This is a genomic window from Paenibacillus sp. JT22N1 (assembly GCF_059692155.1).
In genome coordinates this window covers 106,726-123,834 of sequence record NZ_JCAUAW010000016.1, presented here as the reverse complement: position 1 = coordinate 123,834, position 17,109 = coordinate 106,726, and the positions used below count along the sequence as shown (strand labels likewise).

17 protein-coding genes and 1 pseudogene are annotated in these 17,109 nt (G+C 44.8%); 13 read left to right on the top strand and 5 right to left on the bottom strand.

Going from position 1 to position 17,109, the window contains the following annotated elements; genetic code table 11:
- Window positions 1–336: 336 nt before the first annotated feature.
- The 5 genes from AC58UU_RS27965 to AC58UU_RS27945 all read left to right on the top strand — a co-directional run bounded on the left by AC58UU_RS27965 (window position 337) and on the right by AC58UU_RS27945 (window position 7,277).
- The gene (locus AC58UU_RS27965) at window positions 337–1,371 is read left to right on the top strand and encodes an alpha/beta hydrolase family protein (RefSeq protein ID WP_497320510.1); all 1,035 of its coding nucleotides are present in this window, start codon (window positions 337–339) and stop codon (window positions 1,369–1,371) included.
- 24 nt (window positions 1,372–1,395) lie between these two features.
- Entirely contained in the window at window positions 1,396–2,364 is a 969-nt protein-coding gene (locus tag AC58UU_RS27960; protein WP_497320578.1) for an ABC transporter permease, read from the top strand.
- Between the two features lie 19 nt (window positions 2,365–2,383).
- Window positions 2,384–3,259, top strand: coding sequence for a carbohydrate ABC transporter permease (locus tag AC58UU_RS27955; RefSeq protein WP_497320509.1), 876 nt, complete (start codon window positions 2,384–2,386; stop codon window positions 3,257–3,259).
- A 102-nt stretch (window positions 3,260–3,361) separates the two neighbouring features.
- Window positions 3,362–4,897, top strand: a complete 1,536-nt coding sequence (locus AC58UU_RS27950) for an extracellular solute-binding protein (protein WP_497320508.1) — start codon at window positions 3,362–3,364, stop codon at window positions 4,895–4,897.
- A 115-nt stretch (window positions 4,898–5,012) separates the two neighbouring features.
- Window positions 5,013–7,277 carry a helix-turn-helix domain-containing protein gene (locus AC58UU_RS27945; RefSeq protein WP_497320507.1) on the top strand — a complete coding sequence of 755 codons (2,265 nt, stop codon included), beginning with the start codon at window positions 5,013–5,015 and terminating at the stop codon, window positions 7,275–7,277.
- A gap of 407 nt (window positions 7,278–7,684) precedes the next feature.
- Here AC58UU_RS27945 and AC58UU_RS27940 read toward each other — a convergent pair.
- From AC58UU_RS27940 to AC58UU_RS27925, 4 genes and pseudogenes are all read right to left on the bottom strand, one after another.
- Window positions 7,685–7,906: pseudogene (locus tag AC58UU_RS27940) on the bottom strand (iron chelate uptake ABC transporter family permease subunit); the annotation flags it as partial.
- A gap of 195 nt (window positions 7,907–8,101) precedes the next feature.
- Window positions 8,102–8,479: a hypothetical protein gene (locus AC58UU_RS27935; protein WP_497320506.1), complete on the bottom strand. Its 378-nt coding sequence runs from the start codon at window positions 8,477–8,479 to the stop codon at window positions 8,102–8,104.
- A gap of 41 nt (window positions 8,480–8,520) precedes the next feature.
- A complete protein-coding gene (locus AC58UU_RS27930) occupies window positions 8,521–8,880 on the bottom strand; it encodes a hypothetical protein (RefSeq protein WP_497320505.1) in 360 nt (119 codons plus the stop codon).
- Window positions 8,881–9,046: 166 nt separating this feature from the next.
- Complete coding sequence (locus tag AC58UU_RS27925) at window positions 9,047–9,454, bottom strand: DUF1761 domain-containing protein (RefSeq protein ID WP_307606537.1); 408 nt, start codon at window positions 9,452–9,454, stop codon at window positions 9,047–9,049.
- Between the two features lie 226 nt (window positions 9,455–9,680).
- Here AC58UU_RS27925 and AC58UU_RS27920 point away from each other — a divergent pair, with 226 nt between their 5' ends.
- The 4 genes from AC58UU_RS27920 to lepB all read left to right on the top strand — a co-directional run bounded on the left by AC58UU_RS27920 (window position 9,681) and on the right by lepB (window position 12,304).
- Window positions 9,681–10,139: a hypothetical protein gene (locus AC58UU_RS27920; protein ID WP_497320504.1), complete on the top strand. Its 459-nt coding sequence runs from the start codon at window positions 9,681–9,683 to the stop codon at window positions 10,137–10,139.
- A gap of 75 nt (window positions 10,140–10,214) precedes the next feature.
- A complete protein-coding gene (locus AC58UU_RS27915; protein ID WP_497320503.1) occupies window positions 10,215–10,988 on the top strand; it encodes a hypothetical protein in 774 nt (257 codons plus the stop codon).
- A 75-nt stretch (window positions 10,989–11,063) separates the two neighbouring features.
- Window positions 11,064–11,711, top strand: coding sequence for a hypothetical protein (locus AC58UU_RS27910; protein WP_497320502.1), 648 nt, complete (start codon window positions 11,064–11,066; stop codon window positions 11,709–11,711).
- Between the two features lie 35 nt (window positions 11,712–11,746).
- Window positions 11,747–12,304: a signal peptidase I gene (gene lepB, locus AC58UU_RS27905; protein WP_497320501.1), complete on the top strand. Its 558-nt coding sequence runs from the start codon at window positions 11,747–11,749 to the stop codon at window positions 12,302–12,304.
- Window positions 12,305–12,349: 45 nt separating this feature from the next.
- Here the strand turns inward: lepB and AC58UU_RS27900 are convergent, their stop codons facing one another.
- Window positions 12,350–12,985, bottom strand: coding sequence for a response regulator (locus tag AC58UU_RS27900; protein ID WP_497320577.1), 636 nt, complete (start codon window positions 12,983–12,985; stop codon window positions 12,350–12,352).
- A 163-nt stretch (window positions 12,986–13,148) separates the two neighbouring features.
- Here AC58UU_RS27900 and AC58UU_RS27895 point away from each other — a divergent pair, with 163 nt between their 5' ends.
- The 4 genes from AC58UU_RS27895 (at window position 13,149) to pdaA (ending at window position 17,104) form a co-directional block, all read left to right on the top strand.
- Window positions 13,149–14,699, top strand: coding sequence for a sensor histidine kinase (locus AC58UU_RS27895; RefSeq protein WP_497320500.1), 1,551 nt, complete (start codon window positions 13,149–13,151; stop codon window positions 14,697–14,699).
- Window positions 14,692–15,120: a response regulator gene (locus AC58UU_RS27890; RefSeq protein ID WP_497320499.1), complete on the top strand. Its 429-nt coding sequence runs from the start codon at window positions 14,692–14,694 to the stop codon at window positions 15,118–15,120. The genes AC58UU_RS27895 and AC58UU_RS27890 overlap by 8 nt, the downstream gene beginning before the upstream one ends.
- Window positions 15,117–16,238 carry an HD-GYP domain-containing protein gene (locus AC58UU_RS27885; protein WP_497320498.1) on the top strand — a complete coding sequence of 374 codons (1,122 nt, stop codon included), beginning with the start codon at window positions 15,117–15,119 and terminating at the stop codon, window positions 16,236–16,238. Before AC58UU_RS27890 ends, AC58UU_RS27885 begins: the two co-directional genes overlap by 4 nt.
- 131 nt (window positions 16,239–16,369) lie before the next feature.
- Entirely contained in the window at window positions 16,370–17,104 is a 735-nt protein-coding gene (gene pdaA, locus AC58UU_RS27880) for a delta-lactam-biosynthetic de-N-acetylase (protein ID WP_376769339.1), read from the top strand.
- The last annotated feature ends 5 nt before the right edge of the window (window positions 17,105–17,109 follow it).

The window sequence follows — 17,109 nt, the reverse complement described above, 5'->3', positions numbered from 1 at the left end:
TCCGTTGCTGGAGCGGTTTCTTTTCGTTTTTAGTGTCCGAACAGCAACTGAGAGTTATTGCAGATCGGCTGCGCGGTATGGTTTAGGGGAGTAACCCGCGAAGTGAAAATGGCATAAAGGATGCAAACCGTGAATTGGTTTAGCATCTTTTTCGTTTTGTCTGCTAACCAGCTGCAGATAAGGCTTTTTTGTATACCTCGCTAATGATTATCAGCCACTCGCTGAAGATTATTAGGCGTAATTACTTGAACTCGCTCGCTAATGATTGTAGACGGCAATGAGCTGTGTTCGTTAAGCTCGGTGTAGTCAATCGATATGACAGGAGGCAAGTGTTGCATGACTTATGAGCAATATGAGGATAGGGTCAGATTGCAAAAGCAAAGCGGAGAGCAGCGGATCAATCGATATTCTCCCTATTGTGATCTGATTTATTATCCTTCTTCAATCCAACCGGAGCTTAGCCTGGCAATGAGGATTCTGAAACCGCAAAGGCCATCCCGGATATGTGTAACCACCCATGGTTGGCATATGAGTATCCCTTCCTTTACGTACATGGATACACCTCATCATGAGGGTGATTATTTAATGGTTGAGGTCGATATGCGCGGCAGAGCATTCTCTGACGGAGAACCGGACTGCAACGGCTGGGAGCTGCTGGATGTAATTGATGCTGTGAATTACGTCCGCAAGCATTATGCCGATTGCATTATTGATCCTGAGATTGTTTATTTTGAAGGTGGAAGCGGTGGCGGTGGGAATGCGTATGCGATTATAGGTAAATTTCCTGATTTTTTTGCTGCTGCTACGGCAATGTGCGGGATTACCGATTATACGGTTTGGTATGAGCAGGATGAGATCGGCGAGTTTCGGGATGAATTAGATGTGTGGATCGGATTTCCGCCGCATACGAACCCTACCGCCTATCAATCACGAAGCGGGCTGGCCTTGATTGGCAATGTGCTAACTCCCTTGTTTATTGCTCATGGCGAAACGGATGTTCGTGTCCCGGTAGAGCATGCACGGATGTACATGGAGAAAGCCAAGGAGCTTGGCTTTAGCGAACGAGTCCGCTATATGGAGCTGGAAGGCGTTGGAACGAGAGAGCACTGGGGAAATTCGACGGAAGAACAGATGCAGGCGATGAGAGAGCGCAGCGAATACAATCGTTATAAGCATCAAGCCCCTATAGAAATACCGAGCTCTGGCGTATTTACCGTCGCTGGTTATCTGATTACAAAGGAGTTTTCCGTTATTTTGGATTCATTGGATAAAGTAGCGATAGTGACCTACGATTTGAAGCAAAATGAATTCAAAGTGACGGGTGAACAGCTAGAGGGATATACGATTGTTCGCCATGAACCAAATCGCTAAATAAATGGAGGGACATATATGGAAATGGGGGAAAGATCCTTCACAGCAGCGGGCGCAGGATTCGGCTCTCAGCCCCAGCGGAAAAACACCAGGCGGATCAGCAAGATTATCGCTCGCGACCGATGGTTATATTTTATGTTACTGCCGGGCATTATTTATTTCATTTTATTTAAATATTTACCGATGTGGGGCGTATTGATCGCCTTTAAGAATTATCAGCCCTTTCTGGGCTTCTGGCACAGCGATTGGGTAGGGCTTAAGCATTTCACTCGTTTTTTCAGTGAGCCTACCTTCTGGATGCTGTTTAAAAATACGGTGATACTTGCGCTTTATAATCTGGTTTTCTTTTTCCCGCTGCCGATTGTGGTTGCCTTGATGCTTAATGAGGTTCGCAAAGAGTTTCTGAAACGATTTGTGCAAACGCTGGTTTATATCCCGCATTTTTTTTCATGGGTCGTCGTCGTAGGGATTTTCTACATTCTTTTTACCGTAGAGGGCGGCGTTGTTAATGAGCTTATTGTGAGAGTTGGAGGCGAACGGGTCAATTTTCTCATCAGCAGCGAGTGGTTTCGAACAATGATCATGACCGAGGTGGTTTGGAAAGAAACCGGTTGGGGCACTATTATTTTCCTTGCTGCTCTGGCGGGGGTAGATCCAGGCTTGTATGAGGCATCGAAGATCGATGGAGCGGGACGCTGGCGCCAGCTTTGGCACATTACACTGCCTGCAATCCGAAGCACGATCATTATTTTATTCATCCTGCGGCTAGGGCACTTTATGGATACAGGTTTCGAGCAGATCATTTTGATGCTTAACGCGATGAATCGGGAGGTAGGAGAGGTCTTCGACACCTATGTGTACTCTGTGGGTATTAACCAATCCCAATTCAGCTACAGTACAGCTGTCGGACTTTTTAAATCCGTAGTGGGCTTGGTGCTGGTGCTGGCTACGAACGCATTGGCCAAAAAGACAGGCGAAGAAGGGATTTATTAAGAGGAAAGGAGGAATTCGGATGAAAGATCGATCATTCGGAGGACGGTTGTTTGATACCGTTAATATTACATTGCTTTTTCTATTCGCTGCCTTAACTGTGCTTCCGTTCTTATACATGGTTCTCGGCTCGTTCGCATCGCCGGAGGAATTTGCCAAACAAGGCATGGTGATGATACCGACAAAGTTCTCACTGGACGCCTATACCTATATTTTTTCCACCAACACGATTGTTCGAAGTCTGCTGAACACCATTTATATTACGGTGGTAGGTACCTTAATCAATATTATTTTCACCGCTTTAATGGCCTATCCGTTGTCCCGCAGAGAATTGCTGGGGCGCAGGTCAGTGATGCTGATGGTGATATTCTCGATGCTGTTTAGCGGTGGGATGATTCCTACATTCCTTGTCGTCAAGTCACTAGGGCTGATGAACTCACTATGGTCCTTATTGATACCGGGGGCAATCAGCGCCTTCAATCTTATTATTTTGAAAAATTTCTTTCAGCAAATGCCGGAAGGGATTGAGGAATCAGCGAAAATCGATGGCTGCAACGATCTGGGCATCCTGATCAAAATTATATTGCCCTTATCGCTGCCTGCTATTGCGACCTTCTCCTTATTTTATGCGGTAGGCCATTGGAACTCGTTTTTTTCAGCTATTCTATATATCAACGATACGACCAAGTGGCCGATCCAGGTCATTCTCAGACAGGTCGTCATCATGGCGGAAGGCGGAATCGGCGATTCCAATCAGGGGAGCGAATACTTCACCATTCCACCGCAGTCGATCAAAATGGCGGTGATTACGGTATCTACGCTGCCGATTTTAATCGTGTATCCATTTTTACAGAAGCATTTTGCAAAAGGCGTACTATTGGGTTCGGTTAAAGGATAACAGGGAAGGTTCACTCTGTTGTAGGTTTGATTATATTTCAGAGTGACGCTGGAGGTGTAATCTTTTAATATAAAATGACAAGGAAGAAAAGGGAGGATCACCATGAAGGGATCTAACGGACAACGACACAGGGGATTGAGGATCACAGGGGCATTGTTGCTTACAGCAGTTCTGCTTGCAGGATGCAGTCGAGGTACAGAGAAAGCAGCTAACAGCACACCCAACGCCACCAAGGAATCGGCTAAACCGAAGGAACCGCTTAAACTTTCCATGATGAACATGTACTATTCAACCGAACCGCCAAAAGCAGACAATGAGGCGGTCAAAATCATTGAGGAGCATACAGGGACGAAGCTGGATATTACGTGGGTGCCCAATTCCGCCTACAACGATAAAATCAACGCGACGATTGCCGCAGGCGAGCTTCCACAGATCATGATGATTGCTAGTAATAAAGGCCAAGGAATTATTAATGCGGTCCGGTCTGGTATGTTCTGGGAGATCGGCCCGTATTTGAAGGACTATCCGAATCTAAGCAAGCTTAATCCTCTGGTGCTGAGCAATATTGCTGTGGATGGGAAGGTATATGGTATTTTCCGCAGCCGTCCTGTGGCGCGTGAAGGCGTTATTTTACGAAAAGATTGGCTGGATGCTGTTGGGCTGGCGGAGCCGAAAACGATTGATGAGTTTTATAATGTGATTAAAGCCTTTAGTACCAAGGACCCTGATAAGAATGGCAAGGATGATACCTTCGGAATGTACGAGGGCCGGGGTATGAATGGGTTTCAGACGATACTTAGCTGGTATGGAGGTCCAAATCTGTATGGAATCCAAGATAACAAGGTCGTTCCTGATTTCATGACCAAAGAATATGTGGATGCGCTCAAGATGTATAAAAGGCTATATGATGAAAAGCTGATCAACCAGGATTTCGCTGTGGTGCCGGGACCGAAGCGTCAGGAAGTAATGAATCAAGGTAAGGCTGGTTTAATTATCAGTACGTTGGACGATGTCAATGCGGGCTTCAACGACTTGGCTAAGGCTAATCCGAAAGCGGTGCTTGATGTAGTCAGCCGGATCAATGGGCCGAAGGGCGAACGATTAATGCTGTTTAATGGCGGTTATGTCGGTACGTATATGTTCCCGAAGACAAGTGTGAAGACCGAGGCAGACTTGAAACAAATCCTGGGCTTTATGGATAAATTAGCAGACAAAAAGCTGCAAAACCTGTTCGAATGGGGTATAGAAGGCAAACATTACAAGGTGGAAAATGGCAAGCCTGCACGTACAGACGGCAAAGCTTATGAAACCGATATCAGTTCGATCTATCAAATCCGTTTTGATGATGGCAGTTTGGTGGATGCCGGCGAGGATGCTCCTATCGTGCGCAAATACAAGCAAATGTTCAAGGACAATGCCTCGATTGCTGTAGCGAATCCGGCTGAATCATTCCAATCGGTTACACTCGCGGAAAAGGGCTCCGAGATTACGAAAATCATTCAGGATGCGAGAGTTAAGTTCATTATGGGTACGATTGATGAGGCAGGCTGGAATCAAGCCTTGGAGCAGTGGAAGAAAAGTGGCGGGGACAAGGTCATTGAAGAATACACCGCTCAATATCTGAAACTGAAAAAATAAGCCATAGCTAGGCGCAAGACGTTAGCTCGACTACAATAGAGTCAGAGGAATTCACTTTTCGTTATCGGAAGTGAATTCCTCGTGTATTTCGCACCCTTTGGAGGTTAGCCCGATCATGAGAATTCGTCCACCCAAATTTTTATTAAGGTTGTTTCTGTTCAGCGTGCTTTTGGGGACTCTTCCCGTCTTGATATTAGGGGTTCTGTCTTACCAGAAATCCTCTGAAATCATTCAGGATAAGGTAGCCAAGGGAAATATGCTGAATCTGGAGCAAACCCAGATGAGGGTGGAGCAGATTCTGAAGACGGCGGACAAATCGGTAACCCAATTTATGAGCTCATCACTGGTGAACTCGGCTTTGAATATGTCTTTGACCCCAGATCAGTTTGATACGGTGAACAGCATGCTGCAGGGGCTTCACCAGCTTCAAAGCTTCGATCTAGGTATTCATGATATCCTGCTGGTCAGCTTGAATCGAGGCTGGGCGATTGATAATACAACGGAGGTCCATCGATTAGAAAGCTTTATTCAAGCCGATATGGTGAAAAATTACACCCAATCTGGCAAGACGAGCTTTTGGACACATGCCGGCTCTGCTAGTGAGGAGATACATATGGTCAAAAAGCTTCCGCTTCATTCCTCTACGCCTTCCGGTATAATTATCGTTAAATTCAAGAGCAAAGAGATTAATAAGCTGCTGGCTAATAACAGTGAGCTTGGCGACATCATGATTCTGGATGAGAATGGTCTTGTATTGGCACATAGTGATTCTACGCAAATCGGTAACGATTACAGCGATAGAGGGGAATTACTATCTATTCTCAGTAATGCGGAAGCAGTGGGTACATACACCTCTTCCCAGCATGGAGATATGGGAGTAACCTTCCGTAAATCGCCTTATAATGGTTGGACCTATATTTCAGTCTCCTCGGTGGACCTTATTACGAAGGATTCCAAGGCGATTGAATGGTACACCTATACCGCTTGCCTGCTGATTTTTGTTGTTACGATGCTGCTATCCTGGCTGGGCTCCAGACGGATGTACAGTCCCATTCATTTGCTGTACCGGTCGCTGCAAGCCGAGCCGGAACTTACGAAGCCTGCGGAGAGGGATGAGCTGCGCTTTATTGGTCGTCAGGTGAATGAAATGCTAGATACGAAGCATCGAATGACCGACATTATTAAAGGACAGCGTCGGCAGGTTGAAGAGCTGTTTATGATCAAGCTTTTTCAAGGGGAAGTACGAGTTCAGGAGATTCAGGAGAAGTTAACTGGCTTCGCGTATAAAAAGGATTGGAACCGGATCTACGTGATGGCTGTCCAGATCGATACGCTGAATGGCACGCGTTATGATGAAATGGATGAGGATCTGCTCCTGTTTGCGATCAATAATATTGTGGATGAGATTGTTCCTGTCTCAGAGCGACTTAAGCCTACGGTTATTCACCGAACTCAAGTCACCTTGCTTGAATGCAGAGGAGAACAGGAGGAAGCTTACAAGAAAAGAGTTAATGAATTAGCTGCAGAGATTCGGCAGAAGGTAGGTCAGTTTCTGGAGCTTGAGGTCAGTGTGGGCATAAGTAGGTTCTACAACACGGTTGAAGAAGCGAGAATGGCTTATCAGGATGCGACAGAGGCTTTGAAATATACGATCAGGACGGGGGCCGGTTCTGTTATTTATATCGAGGACGTAGAGCCGGAAGGGACCATTCTATCCCTCTTTCAGGGGCGGATTGAACAGGAACTGCTGGATGCGGTGAAGCTGGCTGATTTTGCTCAGGTCGATCAATTACTGGAGAACTATTTACAGGAGATTTTTCAAGAGAAAGTTAATCATCGGGAGTATTTTGTCCCTTTGACGGCCTTTCTGCTCGAATTGGTTCGTATGGCACAAAACCTGGGTGAACCTATCGCCTCTTTGTATGATGGAGAAAAGTCGTTGATCGATCAACTCTATAGGATGAGAACCGTTAAGGAAATCGGCCAATGGTTTCGTGAGGCGTTAATTTATCCGATGATGGAGTTGTTCGAAAAGAAAAGAAAAACGCAATATATGCGAATTTCCGATCTGATGCTGGATATGATTCACCATGAGGTGGAGACGGATCTATCACTGGATCTTTGCGCCACTAGACTTGGCTACCATCCCGACTATATTCGGGGCGTTTTCCGTAGGGAAGCGGGTGTCAATTTCAGTGAATATTTATCTAACTTCCGCTTGCAGAAGGCTAAGGAGATGCTCGTAGATACCGAATTGAAAATTTCGGAGATCGCGGAAAGGCTGCGCTATAATAATTCACAAAATTTTATTCGTTATTTTCGTAAGCAGGAAGGGATGACACCAGGACAATATCGTGAAAAACACCTATTAAGGGAGTGATCGAATTGTTAATGATCAAAAAAATAGGCCTATCCATTAGACAGTCATAAAAGAGCCATTAAAGCGGCGTCGCTTCTCGTTGCTGATTCGGGGAAGGTGCAAGAGTACAAAAAGTTGTATTTTGTACAACATTAGGCCAGCTAATCCGTTTTTTTCCTGTGATTGTTGCAGAAAATACAACAATTTCTCCCCAAAGTAGCTCCATGGGGTGAAATACGGTTAAATTGTTGCACAATATACAACATTGACAGTTTTGTAAGGAGAAACCAACGAAATTGTTGTATGTTGTACAACTTTAGCTCATGAACAAGCCTAGTCAACTGACTTTACTCCCCCTAGATCCTAAAAAAATCTAGGCAAAAAAGGATGCAAACCGTGAATCGGTTTTGCATCCTTTTTTTGATGTATTACCCTCTACGCAGACGCTCCCTACGCAGCAAGTAGATAAAATAGGGCGCGCCGATGACGGCGGTCATGATGCCCACAGGCACTTCCCGCGGGAGGATAATGATGCGGCCGAGCAAGTCGCCCAGCAGCATCAAATCTGCGCCGATCAAAGCCGCTAGCGGGATCAGCCATTGATGCCGAGCGCCGACGATGCTCCGCGCGATATGGGGCGCGATCAGGCCAAAATGAGAGGGATAAGCGGAATAAGTTGATGAAAATTCATGATCAAGTCGTAGTCCTTTCCTAATGAGCTTCTCTTCATTGATAGTGACATAGATGTGTGTTCACAACAAGTTAGTAACATAAAAAAAACGCCCAAGCGGGCGTTTTTTAGTTGTCCCTGAAGGACGACGAAGTCGGTTATCCTTATTTTATCCTTATATGGCGTATACACTTTTGATAATAATTTCAGGTAATTCTGCACGTTGTGCTTCATATTGCTCAGGCGTAATGCTGCCGCTGGACAGCCGTAAATTTAATTGTTCGGTTAACTCTGCTAATTGAAGCTCGATGACTTTCTGAACATCCACTTTGTTGGCTTCGGCAATATCTGCAAGAGATAACCCATTATACTGGGCAATGTAAATGTCTTCCTCTGAGGATAGCCCCAGTACATGCAGCAGATCTTCTTTTATAGGAACAGTATTCTGTTTATTTGCAATTTGATTAGCTCTTAAAGGATCAATCCATGTGGTTCCCCCCATGCTTAAGGTAAGGGCCATTGTACTGATCAGGAGCATTTGCTTCCGGTTCATTGTATCCTCTTTTCTACTGATCAAACATTTGGTCATCATACTTAACGCCGCACAAAGGTCATGTGCCAACTATCTGAACGACTCAAGGATCTCAAGTTCTTGGCTTTATTAACGGCACTTACGAGTAGGAATATAAGCAAATCCTCGCCAGTTGTATTATTAACTAACACTTTACGAGGCGTTAAATCACCAGCTCCCCCTCTGGCTATAAAGACGCCCGGTGAGGGTTCGGCTTCAATTTTGATAGCAAAGGCCTCGTTGTTAAACAAGAAGTTGATATCCCTCAAAATTAACTTTTGTTTACTTTTTACACGTATAAGTATTTGCTGCAGCAGTATCGTTTTCCCAGCGCCAACCGAGATTGGTGAGCTACCGCCAACGATTCCATTAAGTTGAAGCACAATCTCCACCCCCAAAGATCTTGTGCTCCAGTATATTCGAGTGAATGCCAAGTGGATTGGGGGGATATACCTGAATAAACGATTTAGACGATTTTGAAACACGTTAGAGGCAATGAAAAAAGAGCGCCTCCTGTGAAGGCGCTCTTGTGAGTCTATTCCAATGACATTAGGACTGCCAGGCTCCAATAATAATGCCAGCAATCAAATAGGATACCAAGTGGTAACCGATGGTGATGAAATACAACTGCAGCTTGCTGTTCTCAAACAAATAATTCATCCCGATTTTCAGTGAAATGCTTAGGCCGATAAGTAGGCCAATCGTAAGCCCTGTCAACCAGGTTGTCTCACTGCCAAGCGTCAAGAGAAGTGCCAGGATGAAGGCGCCCCCTAATGCGGTTAGTGCTGTGAGGATGTAAGTGATGGGGCCTCCGCCTTTCATCTCTTCCATTTTCATATTTCGCAGCTTGACCCATGCGTTTCCGAATAAGACCGGCGAATACCATAGGAAACCAAGTACCATGGTGCTTAATGTCGCAACAAGTACGGCAAGGTAGTTTACTTCTAATAGATTCAAGATTCTAGCCCCCATTATTAATGAATTAGGTGTATAGGTGCATTGTATCGTGTAGTTTCTTGGTTGTAAAAGCTTATTTACAAAAATATCTGGTACGAAAGTATACCATCAGACACTGCGAAAGTAGTAGGTATAAATTACTCTAAAGGACGAAGTCACGAATCGTATGGCGGGATACAATAGGTTTGTAAGCGAGATCAGAACAAGAAGGAGGCAGGGCAGCACGATGATTCGTTTGAAACGCAAAGTGATGATCGTTTCATTGGGCCTCTCAACTTTCCTCGTTATGGGTACGGCTTATGCCTACTCGGATGTAAGTAAGCCTCTGCAAAATTGGTACAAAGCAAGTTTCCAGCAGGGGACGAAAGAACTGAATTCTATGGTCCAACAAGGGTTGGACGAAGCTTCTCAATCCTTGAGCGTATCGGCGAATGAATCGGCATCTAAGGCAAATGCCAACTTGAAGAAGATGGCAGATGACACTAGTCATAAGGCTATCGACAGCATAGAAGCGGTTCGCCAATCCTATGTTGGTCAAATCGAAAGCGCGGCAGAGCTTGCTAAGACTGGTGCAGCAGCAGATTTCGACAAGTACGTAAGTGCTTCGAAGAGTGCGAATGACCGTGAAATCGATCAATGGGCTAAGGAAACGATTCAAGGATTAACGTCGAAGCTGGGCAACTAGTCAGTCATGGTGAGTTATGTGTTCACTTCAGGTGAGCGCAATGAAACAATATACTATTCTAAGGGAGATTGATGAATGATGAAAGCATTGAAAAGTAAATTAGCAATTGGTGTTATTGCAACAGGTTTAGTAGCAGGTATGGGTACAGCATTCGCAGCAACAGACGCTGGTGGCCAACTTCAAAGCTGGTACTCCTCAGCAACAAAAGCAACAAAAGCACTAGTTGCCGGTGATGTATACGGTTATGTAGAAAGCAACAAAGCTAAGCTTATATCTGACTACAACACCATTAATAACACAGCAGTTAATGACGTGAAAACAGCTGGAACAACTGAAACAGCTCGTGTACAAGGTTCCATCAACGGTCAAGTTACCACATACTCGAATGCTATTGACAGTAAAAATACAAGCATCAAAGGCAACATGCCTGGCGAGTACAACAATGTTGTAAACGAAGCAAACAATTTTAACAATGGTGTTGTATGGGGATTAGGTGAAGCTGGTAAATTTGACATCAAAAAAGATGTTAACGCTCAAGGAACTTCATCAGTGAAAAGCCTGGAAACTGCTGTAGGTACAACTCAAACTCAAGCAGCGACTACTTTGACTAAGAAAATCGAAGATACGAAAGCAGAACTGAACACTTTGCTTGCTGCTGAAAGAACAGCTGCATCCCAAGAAATTAAAGACAACTTGGCTGCTAAAATCGCAGCTAAATTAGCAGAACTTCAAACACTTGCTGATACTCTAGAAACAGCAAACAAAAAAGCAATTACGGATAAAGGTGCTTCCCTTGAAACTACTGGTTTAGCAGCATTGGAAAATATCGTAATCAACGGATTGAAATAATAACATGGGCGAACAGGCCCCGGTGACGGGGCCTCAAGCTTACTTTATTCACTAAGAGGAGAAGGAGGAATTAATATGGTCACCAGAAATGAAAAGCAACGTAACCTGAAATCCAAACGGATTGTCGCAGCTGGAATTGTCTCTTTAACGGTTGTACTTACGGCGTCAGCCGGAATTTCCTATGCGGACATTGATATTGCGGGCTCCATGGCTTCTTGGTTCAATAAGAAAACAGAGCAAGTCATCCAAGGCTTGGATCAATCGATGAAGTCAGAGACCGAAACGCAGAAGGAACTGTTGAAGAAAGAATTGCAGCTTCGACTCGAAGCATCATCCAGAAGTTTGGAATCATTCACGGAGGAGCAGAAGCGAATTCGTCTTCAGGCTCTTGGACAGTATGCGCAATCTTTGCTCGCGAGTACGGATATCAAGACAGCACAAGATCGTCAGCAAATCTTGAATAAGCTCCAAGCGATTGTGGATAGTGCACAGGGGGCGATGGATACATTAGCGAACAGCTATGTTCCGCCTGCCCTCGTGTTCACACCTAGCCCGCCGGTGGTCTTAGTTCTGCCACCAGGGGCACCAGCACCGCTTCCTGCACTACCTGTACCTGTACCTGTACCAGTTCCTGCACCGCAGCCACCAACAGTAACGGATGATGTCTATGGACAGCAACCACAACCAGCAACCGTGGTTCATGTCACGTACAACCAACAATAATTGAACAGACTTAAAAGATTGAGGTGAGAGCAGATATGACGGAAGATATCTTAGAGCTTAGACAGCCCGCAATCAAGAAAAAAAGTGAAGTATGGGGTTGGATTCGATTCATTCTACTCCTGACATTGGCCTTTATTTTGATTAATAACATAATTGGGCTTACGAAAGTTTCGGGTAATTCCATGAATCCCTCGTTACAGAACGGCAATGTGCTGCTGATGAATAAAATATCGTTGTTCTTTTCAACGCCCAAATATGGAGATGTCGTCGTCATTAAGGATGAGCGACTAGGTTTTAGCATAATCAAACGTGTTATCGCTGTTCAAGGGGATCGCGTACTCATTCGTGATGGAGTCATCTTCGTGAACGAATCTCCGCTGCCTGAGTTATATACAGCTGGGAAGTCGGAAGATATGGCTTTACAGACCATTCCGAGTGGACACTTGTTCGTTGTCGGAGATAATCGGAATTTAGGTGAGAGCAAGGACAGTAGGGATCCTTCATTAGGTCCTGTTCACATCAAAGATGTGAAGGGATATGCGGTCTTCTCGTTATTTCCTATGCATAGTATCGCGGAACCGCTTGACCTATAAGGCAAAAAGATCCGGCGGGTTATCCCGACGGATCTTTCATTGTGTTTATCGCTGCATTTCGAATTGCACGAGTCCTTTGGATAGGGCATATAAGGCGGCTTGCGTACGATCAGCTAAAACTAATTTGGCTAACACCTGACTCACATGCTTTTTCACCGTAAACTCGGTAATGTAGAGGGCGCTGGCGATTTCCTTATTGGAAAGTCCTTTGCCAAGAGACATAAGGACTTCTAGCTCTTTGGGAGTAAGTTCAGAGAGCTCCTGCTCATCGCTGTTGGATTTATCGCCCATCATAGATCCCATTAGGACAGGATCATAGTATTTACGACCACGAGCAACGCTTTCAACGGCATATAGCAAGTCTTCGGGAAATGCTTCTTTCAAACAGATGCCTTCAACCTGTAAAGATTGTGCTAATTGAAGCTCACTTCGAGTTACCGAAGAGGTTAAAATGATATATTTGCAAGTGTGTCCCGATCGTCGAGCCTCTCGAATCAAGTCCAGTCCATTTTCGTTTCCCAAATTTAAATCAACGAGTACAAGATCAGGCTTTGTCTGCTCAAGGAGCCGTAAAGCCTCCTTCGCATTCGCGGCTTCCCCAACAACATTCATCGATTGGCCGGATGATACAACCGTGCGAATTCCTTTGCGAACAAGCGGGTGATCATCCAAGATAATCATATTAATCAAGCGGGTTCCCTCCAAAAAGATCTCAGCTATGTTATACTAAAATAGTGCAAAATACCTATTACTATGTACCTACGTCTCATCAATTGGCTCCATTGTATAACAAAATATGCCAAAAGACCATTAAGAATTCATAAAGTTTAGGAGAAGTTTGGACATGTCCTTACATAACAGAACGGGCTTATATGTATTTTTTGGCTGCAGATGGGCGTTGTTGCTGTCTGGGCTCATCCTGTATTCAAAGGATGGCGGTGTAACGCCTGGATTGCTGTTGGCTGCGGTTCTTTTTCAGACGATATACAGTCTATTACAGTTAAATAAAATGCGTAAGAAAGTAGCAATCATGGCAGCTATCGCGGATTTATCCTTTGGGATTTATTTGCTCGGGCAGACGGGCGGCCTTTCCAGTCCGTTTCTAATCTATAGTTTTACAGGTCTCTGGATGGTCAAACAATTTGTGAGCTGGAGACATTACTATCCGATTATCCTGTTTTATGTGGCGGGAATCCCCATTCTGTTTGCTGTGATGTCAGATGTTCTCATATATAGATATGTGCTGGCTCATTTTGATTACGGCTTTGTCGTATTCGCATTCTTTTGTGTAGTAATTTTAGTGCACTATGTACTGCAAAATGTACGGAAACAATTTCGCAAGCTAGTCATGATCTATTCTTCTCGTCACATGACCGTACAGCCAATGAAGCAAGGAACGATTTCCTATGTAGAGGAATTGCTTCAGCGAGTTTTAGATGATCGGGAAGTTATCCTTTGCGTGGAAAGTGCCGGTCGTTACGAAAAAGTTCAAAGTTGGAAGCATACGTATTTTATGAATTATATGAAACAAAATAGGCCGCATAGCCAGAAGATTTACACCCAATTACCATCGCCTACGGGGGAATCTGTGCCTTATTACGTCCAAGTCCTTCTGGACCGTAGTGGGAACAAATATGGTTGGCTGCTTGTTAAAACAGGCAAGAACGAATTGTCTATTTTACACAAAATTTATATTCAATTTATCCTCATGAAGCTGGAAGCTTTCCATTTCGTTAACGAGGAATTGCTAGATGCTCAAGAAACTGCTGTCGCCCTTGAACGGGATGCGATTGCGCAAAATATTCACGATGGGATCGCTCAGGAGCTTTTCTTTATCTCTATTCAGCTGTTTCAATTGAAAAATGCGCTTCCCCCGGATGTTCGCGAGGAGACGCTTCCTTATGTGACGGAGATCGAGAAAAAAGTGAAAGAAAGCCATCGTGATATTCGTCAATTCATCATCGAGCTGAAGGATGAGAAGAGGAAATTTAATCTCCATAGTGCCATTGAGAAGCTGCTGCACCGTGTTACTGAACATACCGAGGTGGTGCCAATCTTTGAGAACATTGGTTGGGTAGCGCATGAGCAGCTTGATATCGAAGAAGCGATTTATCACTTGGTAGAAGAAGCAGCCAACAACATCATTAAGCATGCCAAGGCCAAACATATCCATGTGAGGATTGAAGTCACTAGTGTACAATGGTCGATTACCATTAAGGATGATGGCATCGGAATGCAGATATCCGAGGTGTACGAGCAGGGGCGATTTGGGCTGAGAGGCATGGAGAATCGGATTAAAGCCTTGAATGGAGCCATTTCTTTTCAATCCGAAGCTGTCATAGGTACGACGGTTACAGCCTACATCCCACGTGAAAGGAGTATCGCCTATGTATAAAGTAGTCATTGCTGATGACCATTGTATCGTAAGAGAAGGTCTACATATTTTGCTCAACAGCTGTGGGGGTTACGCGGTTACGGGTGAGGCGACGAACGGAAATGAAGCGATTGCGCAGTCGTTAGCGTTAGTGCCCGATCTTCTTTTAACGGATCTTAAGATGCCTGGTACTTCTATTATTGAAGGGGCTAAGACCCTTAAAATTAGGTATCCGCAAATGAAAATTATCATTCTAACGGCAGTTGATGAGTGTGAGGACATTTATCGGGCTTTCAAAGCGGGGATTGACGGTTACTTGATGAAGGATACGAGTCCTGAAGTGATTCTATCCGCCATTGAGGATGTCATGAAAGGTTCCTCTATCTTCCAGTCGAAGGAAAACACAAGCGATCAACCAGATTCAAGAAGGAGTTCACTATGATGAATTTACAACGATTCGGTCAACTGCCGATCCATCAACTATTGATGGCTATCATTGGTAGTATGTCCTTTATCTGTACGCTGAGTGGCTTGTCATACTGGTTGGTTAGCAGCAACTCCGAATCTAAGCTGTATATGATGACCTCGTTTACCGTTTCTCTTTTTGCCTGGGCGATGTACGCGATTCAGAAAAGTATGCCAAAAGACAGTCCATATACGAATCTGATAACCCCATCATTACTATTCCTAGTCATTGTTATTATCACATTGTACAACCCTGTGGCTTTGCATCAAATGTGGGTTGCTCTTATCTTTTTCCCAGTTATGCTCAGTTTATTGGTGGAATTTAGGTTGTATGTAGTTGGTTCTGTCATTTTTTCACTGTATTTCTTACTCTTTCAAATTTTTGGTCCCACGTATGGGAATGACGACGGGTTCTCTCCCATTATTATGGCGACGACAAAAGGTGTCTATGCATTAGGCTGCGTGATCTTAGGCGGGATTATTATTACAGCCTTTAATCAACATAAACGGCGCGTCGAGGCCGCAGCTTTTCAGCAGCAAAAACAGCAAGTGATTAACATCTTACAATGCTTCATCCCCGTTGGAGAACGGAAAACACAAACGTCGCGTAAAGAAATCGGTGAAATGAGTCTTCTGCTCAAGGCACTTGTGAATGAATATGGAAGCTTGCGGGTACAAGATTGGGAGATTGATTTATTGTCACTCTTACATTTTGTAAGCAGGGTCAAGCTGCCGGATTATATGTTTGAAAAAGAAGAGAAATTGACAGAGTTTGAGTTCGAAGTGGTGCAGGAGCACTGCTTCATGGCGAAGGAATTGTGCGAGGGTATTCCTGATTTTCAAGAGGTCGAGAAAGCGTTCCTTTATCATCATGAAAAAGTAGATGGGACCGGCTATCCGTATCGTCTCGCAGGCGATCAGATACCACTGCTTTCGCAGATGCTCGGCTTGGTGGAAGTATTCCTCGCCATGACCACGCCGCGGTCATACCGACAAGCCACGTCGCCAAGAGAAGCATACGCTGAAATTCAGAAGCTAGTCGGACATGCTTTTCGGGCTGACATTGTGGACGCTTTTGGGAAAGTGATAGATTGAAAAAGAACACATAATCTCCGTCTAACATGTGGCATATTAGTAACAGTCTATGTAGACTGTACCAATCCACAGAAGGCAAGGAGTGAATCTCAACCGTGAAATACATGCGAATTCTGACAATCGTGCTCGCTATGCTGCTCGGGCAAGCGACGATGGCATCTGCTGATGGGTCATACCATTTTGGGTTTAAGAAAAGTACAAAAGGACAGCCCCCGTCCATTGATGAAGAAGGCTTCAAAGGTCTTTTGAAGCAGCGAGGGGCTATTTTCACAGGAGATCCAGCTTTAAAGGAATTGTACTTAACCTTCGATAATGGTTATGAGCAGGGCTATACGGGTAAGATTTTGGACGTGCTGAAAGAGAAGCAAGTACCCGCGATCTTCTTCGTGACAGGGCATTATATCAGGACGGAGCCCGAACTGTTAAAGCGGATGGCACAGGAAGGTCACTTGATCGGCAACCATTCTTGGAGCCATCCGGATATGAGTCAAATATCGGCAGAACGCATTCAGAAAGAACTGAATCAAGTGAAAGATGAGGTCAGAACTCTCACTGGACAACAGGAGATGCGCTATCTTCGAGCGCCGCGGGGGATATTTAGTGGCCAATCGTTAGCGGTTAGCCAGGGGCTTGGCTATACGAACGTATTCTGGTCCGTCGCTTACCGCGATTGGGAGCCAAAGCATCAGAAGGGCTGGGAGTATGCCTACAAAAATGTGATGGCGCAGCTGCATCCAGGTGCTGTCATTTTGCTCCATTCGGTGTCCAAGGATAACACGGAGGCGTTGGCAAGAATCATTGACGATGCGAAGAGTCAGGGATACCAGTTCAAGAGTCTTGATGAGATGCAAAGTCGGACGCCATAAAAGCT